The sequence below is a fragment of the Blautia sp. HCP3S3_D9 genome (assembly GCF_052063845.1).
Taxonomy (GTDB): domain Bacteria; phylum Bacillota; class Clostridia; order Lachnospirales; family Lachnospiraceae; genus Blautia_A.
On record NZ_JBQHWS010000011.1, the window covers coordinates 53066 to 59065 of the forward strand.

The window sequence follows — 6000 nt, forward strand, 5'->3', positions numbered from 1 at the left end:
GCCCGACTATCGGACTCTTTCCTAAAATACATCGTATTTCTCTGATAGATGTTTCATTGACTCTACCTTTTTCATGTCAGTGACCTCGGCGTATATATCCATTGTAGTTTCAATATTGGCATGTCCCATAATGGATTGAATCACCTTAATATTAGTCTCCTGCTCACAGAACCTTGTGCAGAATGTATGTCTCAAATGATGACACGAAAAGTGCGGCAAAATAACTGGCTGCCTTTTCTCTTTTTTCGCTTTCAAGACTTCCTCTGCATTATAGTTCTCTAAAATACGTTTGATTGTACGATTGACTGTCTGTGGATTATGTACATTTCCAAAACGATTACAAAACACAAACCCTGTCATTCCATCAATCTCGGTACTGTTAAACCCATTCTCCTTCTGTACTTCGTATTCCTCTTTAAGAGCATCATATACTGCATCCAACATAGGTATTGTACGGATACCCGCTTCGGTTTTCGGTAACGACACTTGAAAAACACTTTTCCTCGTCTTAGCACCTTCCTGTGCATAATAAACAACACTATGGTTAATGCTAATGGTTCTGTTTTCAAAGTCTAAATCTTGCCACCTCAAACCAATAATCTCTCCGATTCTGCCACCTGTTCCAAGAAGAACAGTAAATAGCGGTGTCCAATGACAAAATATCGGATTATTGGCAGTATAATTCATAAACGCTCTCTGCTGCTCCACCGTTAAAGCATGCCTGACTCCGTGATTTCGCCCCGGTTTCTTTTTTACCTGTGCCATTACCCCGTCACTGGGATTTGTACGGATAATATCATCTCTAACCGCAAGCTGAAATGTTGGATGTAATACCGTATGTATTGTTTCAAGCGTGTTAATTTGCAGTTTTTTCTCATTTATCAAATGATAGTAAAAATACAATACATCGGAATATTTAATTTCTGCTATCTTGCGTTTCCCAAATTCATCTCTGACAAAATGATCGTACATATACTTATAATTCGTATAGGTAGTCTTTCTTAAATCTGTCTTTGTCGATATATACCTGTCAAATACAAAATTCAGATCCGCATTTCCTGCAGCATACACATCCAGACCATCCAGTTGATCTTTCAGTAATTGATTTTCTTTTTCCCGCAGCGTCCGCAAATCAGTAGCATAAATGTACTTTCTTCTTCCAAAAGGATCGGTATAGGTATACACATACCGCATATCTTCTGTTCTCTGGCTTTCTCCTTTTCTTAAAGCCCTGCCTTTGTTATCTTTTCTCGCTTTCGCCATCTCTACTCCTTTCTAAGTAAAGGAAAGAGATTTTGTACTTCAAGCATTATGAGTTCTGGTATAAAAGTTCTATACCTTTCAGTAATGCCTGTGTCATGGTCATGTTATGACTGGCAGCATACTTTATGAATTTCTCGTATTCATCATCTGAAAGCCTGATTGTCACTGACTTCAATTTAGGAGAGTCCTTTTTCGGTCTCCCGATTTTTGCCATTCATTTGCACCTCCCATTCATAACTAAGACCATTATACTTTCCGTCCAACGAAAAGTCAAGCGTTTTCGTCTTACAAAAATACAATTTTACAAAATCTCTTCATATACATTATTCCTTTACACGAAACGTCTCTAAATATTCCTCAAAAATATCACAATTTACTAAAACCAATTTATCCAGCTTATAAACTGCATTAGCGTCCTTTGCCATCTGCTCAAATTTTCTTTGACACATGCTATACAGTTCTGCCCCTTCTTTGTAACGAACGAATCTTTTTTTATTTATTTTCTGATGCACTTTTATATCCTCGCTTTGATTGTTTTATCAGTTCTCTCCAAAATCTCCTGCAGGCGGCTGTCGGGTACAGCCTCATTGGCATCACGCTATCCTCTCGGACCGAAGCAGCTTATCTCCGGAAGTCTCATTATCAGAAACAGTATCTTCGCACAAAGTCCCCGTCACTTTGCCTGTAATCGGATTTTTTTCGCTCGTACCTTTACTTCAATACCCAAACTGGCATTTCTTCGTTTTCAATGTCCGGCAACTTTACGCCACGATGTCGCAAAGTGCCGGACACAGGCAGTCATGGCGTATCTGTTGCATAGCTCCACTGTTTTCTGCGCCCTGCAGGGTAAAATATGAAGTTGTCAAGGTACATCCATGCCAAATACCTTTCTGGGTAGAAGGGAATACAATACCCATTTATACTATTTAGCGTTTAATCTTAAATCCAAGAATTGTTTTTATTAATTTTGTTTCCAGACGCCTGCGAAGTGTTTCATCCACACAATAATGAACACTGCCATACTCATCATACATTTTTCTGATAGATAAGTTTGCTATGTAACCCTCATAGTGTTTTAACACCTCATTAATTGCCTGAATATCGCCCTCTGATGCTTTTTTGATTATCCGAAACGATATCAGTTTCTTATTGCTTACATTTTTTTCTGCGGCTTCCATCTGTGTTATCCTCCAATATAATCTTTAATAATTCAAGTGAGCGTGTCCGATGCTCATGCACGGTACTTCTGACAAGATTCAGTTTTCTTGCAATATCCGCATCGCTCATTTCCATAAAATATGACAGCAGAATGACATCTCTTTTTCTTTCTGTCAGTGTTTTCAATGCTTCTGCCAAAAGAGCGTCTTTGACTTCCACATCATAACCGCCCGCCTGAAAATAGCATTTTTCCAGTTCATACTCGTCAATTACAGAAAGGCTACTCATTTCTTTTTCCGATAATTCAGAAAACATAACTTCATGATTTCTGAGATACGTCATATGTCTTTCATAATCCACGACTTCACCATCCAATGCCAATTTGCATTTTCGATCAAACTGATGCATAACCGTCAATTCATCACAGGAAGAAGATTGCTCCATAGAGTTCACCTCCTTCCCGACCATCAGGTATGAGCAAAGGTCTTTTTCCCTTTCACCCTTATCCCGATTGAGTGATGCCCATTGTTCGGGTTTGAAAGTAAAACTCTATAAAAAGTTTTCGTAATATATAAAAAACGCCCTTATGAGCCGAGACCCATTGGACGTTTTTTCATAGGAATAGTCTGATATTCAAAAGATAACCTTCTCCTTATCAACCTCTATAATTAAAAAGCGGAAATAATAACCCTCTATCATCCCCGCTCACTCTTACTCTTTTCAATTTTGTATTCCACCACACCGACATATTGAGAGATTAAAATTACCAAAACAGTCAATGCGACCAATGACACCATATTATCAACACCTGCAGTTGTACAACAGCCTGCAAATATAAAAACACCAATCAAAATTTTCATAGTCACTTTTTTGCAATGTTCTTTTTCATCGCTCTCAAGTTCCCGATTAATACTTTCTACTGGTGCGGCTTTCAATATTAATATTGCGCTCACTAAGATAATGAGTAACGCATTAGTTATCGTAAATTTATACTTACTATCAAAAAGTAATGTTAGTGTCTGTACAACAACTGAACATATAAAGCACGCCCCAAAGCTGTTCAGGTGCACTCCTCCGGCATAAGTCCGCAGTAGCATAAAAATCACTGTAAATACTGCAAATTCCGGAATCAAATGCAGATATATTGCTATACCCAAACAAACCACAAAACAGCACAACATTTCAAGCCCTATTTGAAAGCCATATTGATATATCGCATATGATTCCGCTGAAACTGCACCGGTTTTAATAAGGTATCCCGTTAATTTTTCCGATAGCCGCTTCATATTAAAACTTTTTCATCTTCTTCAGAGCCTCCGGCATTTTAGGCTGATGATAAATATAGCAGCAAGCACTGTCTGCTGACATTTTGCCAAGTTTCAAGGATACATTTGCCAATACTTTTGCTGGCTGGTTTTTTACATTTTTAGATTTCATAATAGGAATCTCCTTTCATTTATTTTCCTATACTTTACTATAAAAAACTCTTTATTTTTCTTTCTTGTAAAAAAACCGAGTATTCATGTAACTTTTCCTAAAAAGCAGGTCTGGCTTTTCCTCTCAAAAAAAGCAATGACCTTCCTGATCATTGCTTTTTCCATCCCGATTCATATTTTTTTAAATACCAGCTCCATAAAATAAGATCTTCTATTTTTTTCTGATATTTCCCCAGATCATCTATCGTTTCTATATAATCGTATACGCCAGTTTTCAGCGCAGAAAAAATATCCTGTGTACTCCCACCTTCTATGACAGCAAGTATTGGTATAGAATGCCCTAATTTTCCTTTTACCCTTACGATAGGTTTAAATGTACCCCTTTTCATCCTCTCTCTATCAAAATGCATAATAACAACATCTGCAAATGGATATCTATTCGTTTCCAACCGATGGTAGGTACTCCATATGAGCTCGTATTTTTCTTCTGTTATTCGGTTTGTAATTTCGAACAATTTTTCATCATCACTAAATAATAATATTTTCTCCATACCAAATCCCCACAACAGAATAACTAATCTATCCTTTTATTTTACCACCTTTTTCCGCATATACTTTTTCATGTAATTTTTCCGAGTGTTTATGTAATTATTCCTGACTTCCGTATAGTAATACACGGATTCTGAACTGCTCTGGCACAGAATCTTCAATCACTACAGTTCCATGATATTTTGCGGCTGCCCTGTATACAGAAGATAATCCAACACCATGATTTCCGGCATCAGGTTTTGTTGATTTCAGCCGATGGTTTTTTGTTTTTATCAATTTACCCACATAACTATTCGTTACAGAAAGTAAGAGATTATTTTTGTCATACTTCATCTTGATTGCTATATATTTCTTTCCCTCTGCCTTTTGTGCAGCTTCTACTGCGTTCTCCAGCAGATTGCCAAGAATTAGGCACATATCCGCGCCTTTAAACGGCATCATCATTGGAATACAGATATCAACCGAAAAATCTATTCCCTTCTTTTGGGCAGTTACATACCAATAGCCAATCAGTGAATCAATGACTATATTTCCACTATTTGAAACGGCAGCTATGGTCACCCCACATTCTCCCATAATTTCATTAATAAATCCGATAATCTTTTCATGTTCCTTGTTTTCCGCATAGGCAAGGATTGATACAAGGTTATTTTTCATATTGTGTTTTACATCCCGTAATTGAAGCATTGAAATTTCCCTTTCCTGCTGATGTCGCTCACACAATTCCAACTGCTGTTCGTATACGGAAGTCATTCGTCTCAACCGCAAGTCATCAGCCAATTTCATATAAATGTAAAATATGAGTACATTCATCCCCAGCAAAATAATTACAGTAATTGCAGAGTTAATACGAGTATGATTATTATTTACGGTAAAGCCAAGCATAAATACATTATTCATAATATAGATGGTTCCCATTGGAATCAAAACGAGCATAATACTGTATCGAGCCGACAGTTCTTTAATCTCATCATCTGTGAATACTTTCTTCAACGCAATAATCACCACAAAGAAAAATGATTTTGAAACAAATGAGCCGACAGGCTGGACAAAGGCATATTTTTCACAATAAATCATCAAAATATAACTGCACAGAGTTTCCATCAGCATCCAGATTGCATTGTAAGTGCTTCAAAAGAAGGCGTAGTGCATAACAGAAGTTTTTTTGTTATACTCACTACAGATTCATTTGAAGCACTTTTTATTTCGTATTTTAAGCCTGCAGGTATCTGGTAGCTCTGGCGACCACGGCAGGTACCGATCTATGATTTCCGGATGCTCCAGGTGATGATTGTTTGGCATTTCTGTGAGCAGATATTTCAGGTATTCGTATACGTCCAGGTTATTGGCACGTGCGCTCTCTACCAGTGTATACAATACTCCATTTGCAAAAGCACCCTTCGGAGTATCTGCAAACAGCCATGCACGTCTTGCTGTTGCAAATGGCTTTATGTTTGCCTCACAAAGATTATTAGAGATTGGTAGCCTGCCATCTTCCATAAAAGTTTCAAGATATTTTTTCTGGTTTGTGGCGTAATGAAGTGCCTTGGTCAGGTTTTCATTTGTCGTATACAGGCCAGAGGTCTTTTCCAGC

The 6000-nt window shown here is 37.5% G+C and carries 10 protein-coding genes; all 10 read right to left on the reverse strand.

The window, feature by feature from the left end; all coding sequences use genetic code 11:
- Positions 1–21 precede the first annotated feature (21 nt).
- Positions 22–1263, reverse strand: a complete 1242-nt coding sequence (locus ACTNES_RS04290; RefSeq protein ID WP_320812842.1) for a tyrosine-type recombinase/integrase — start codon at positions 1261–1263, stop codon at positions 22–24.
- Positions 1264–1309: 46 nt separating this feature from the next.
- Positions 1310–1477: a hypothetical protein gene (locus tag ACTNES_RS04295; protein WP_006861758.1), complete on the reverse strand. Its 168-nt coding sequence runs from the start codon at positions 1475–1477 to the stop codon at positions 1310–1312.
- Positions 1478–1586: 109 nt separating this feature from the next.
- Positions 1587–1775, reverse strand: coding sequence for a DUF6462 family protein (locus ACTNES_RS04300; RefSeq protein WP_441038594.1), 189 nt, complete (start codon positions 1773–1775; stop codon positions 1587–1589).
- 414 nt (positions 1776–2189) lie between these two features.
- Positions 2190–2441 (reverse strand): helix-turn-helix domain-containing protein, encoded by a 252-nt coding sequence (locus ACTNES_RS04305; protein ID WP_441038595.1) that lies wholly within the window; start codon positions 2439–2441, stop codon positions 2190–2192.
- Positions 2410–2865, reverse strand: coding sequence for an RNA polymerase sigma factor (locus tag ACTNES_RS04310; RefSeq protein WP_441038596.1), 456 nt, complete (start codon positions 2863–2865; stop codon positions 2410–2412). The genes ACTNES_RS04305 and ACTNES_RS04310 overlap by 32 nt, the downstream gene beginning before the upstream one ends.
- A gap of 251 nt (positions 2866–3116) precedes the next feature.
- A complete protein-coding gene (locus tag ACTNES_RS04315; RefSeq protein ID WP_441038597.1) occupies positions 3117–3707 on the reverse strand; it encodes an accessory gene regulator ArgB-like protein in 591 nt (196 codons plus the stop codon).
- A 1-nt stretch (position 3708) separates the two neighbouring features.
- On the reverse strand, positions 3709–3858 hold the full coding sequence (locus tag ACTNES_RS04320; protein ID WP_441038598.1) for a cyclic lactone autoinducer peptide: 150 nt from the start codon (positions 3856–3858) through the stop codon (positions 3709–3711).
- A 148-nt stretch (positions 3859–4006) separates the two neighbouring features.
- On the reverse strand, positions 4007–4408 hold the full coding sequence (locus tag ACTNES_RS04325) for a hypothetical protein (RefSeq protein ID WP_441038599.1): 402 nt from the start codon (positions 4406–4408) through the stop codon (positions 4007–4009).
- Positions 4409–4505: 97 nt separating this feature from the next.
- A complete protein-coding gene (locus ACTNES_RS04330; protein WP_441038600.1) occupies positions 4506–5399 on the reverse strand; it encodes a GHKL domain-containing protein in 894 nt (297 codons plus the stop codon).
- Between the two features lie 192 nt (positions 5400–5591).
- On the reverse strand, positions 5592–6000 hold a 409-nt coding region (locus tag ACTNES_RS04335; protein WP_441038601.1), incomplete at its 5' end, for an IS66 family transposase.

Coding starts and splice junctions, on each gene's coding strand:
- ACTNES_RS04295 (WP_006861758.1), bottom strand. CDS start 1,477: ATGGCAAAAATCGGGAGACCGAAAAAGGACTCTCCTAAATTGAAGTCA.
- ACTNES_RS04325 (WP_441038599.1), bottom strand. CDS start 4,408: ATGGAGAAAATATTATTATTTAGTGATGATGAAAAATTGTTCGAAATT.
- ACTNES_RS04290 (WP_320812842.1), bottom strand. CDS start 1,263: ATGGCGAAAGCGAGAAAAGATAACAAAGGCAGGGCTTTAAGAAAAGGA.
- ACTNES_RS04310 (WP_441038596.1), bottom strand. CDS start 2,865: ATGGAGCAATCTTCTTCCTGTGATGAATTGACGGTTATGCATCAGTTT.
- ACTNES_RS04305 (WP_441038595.1), bottom strand. CDS start 2,441: ATGGAAGCCGCAGAAAAAAATGTAAGCAATAAGAAACTGATATCGTTT.
- ACTNES_RS04320 (WP_441038598.1), bottom strand. CDS start 3,858: ATGAAATCTAAAAATGTAAAAAACCAGCCAGCAAAAGTATTGGCAAAT.
- ACTNES_RS04315 (WP_441038597.1), bottom strand. CDS start 3,707: ATGAAGCGGCTATCGGAAAAATTAACGGGATACCTTATTAAAACCGGT.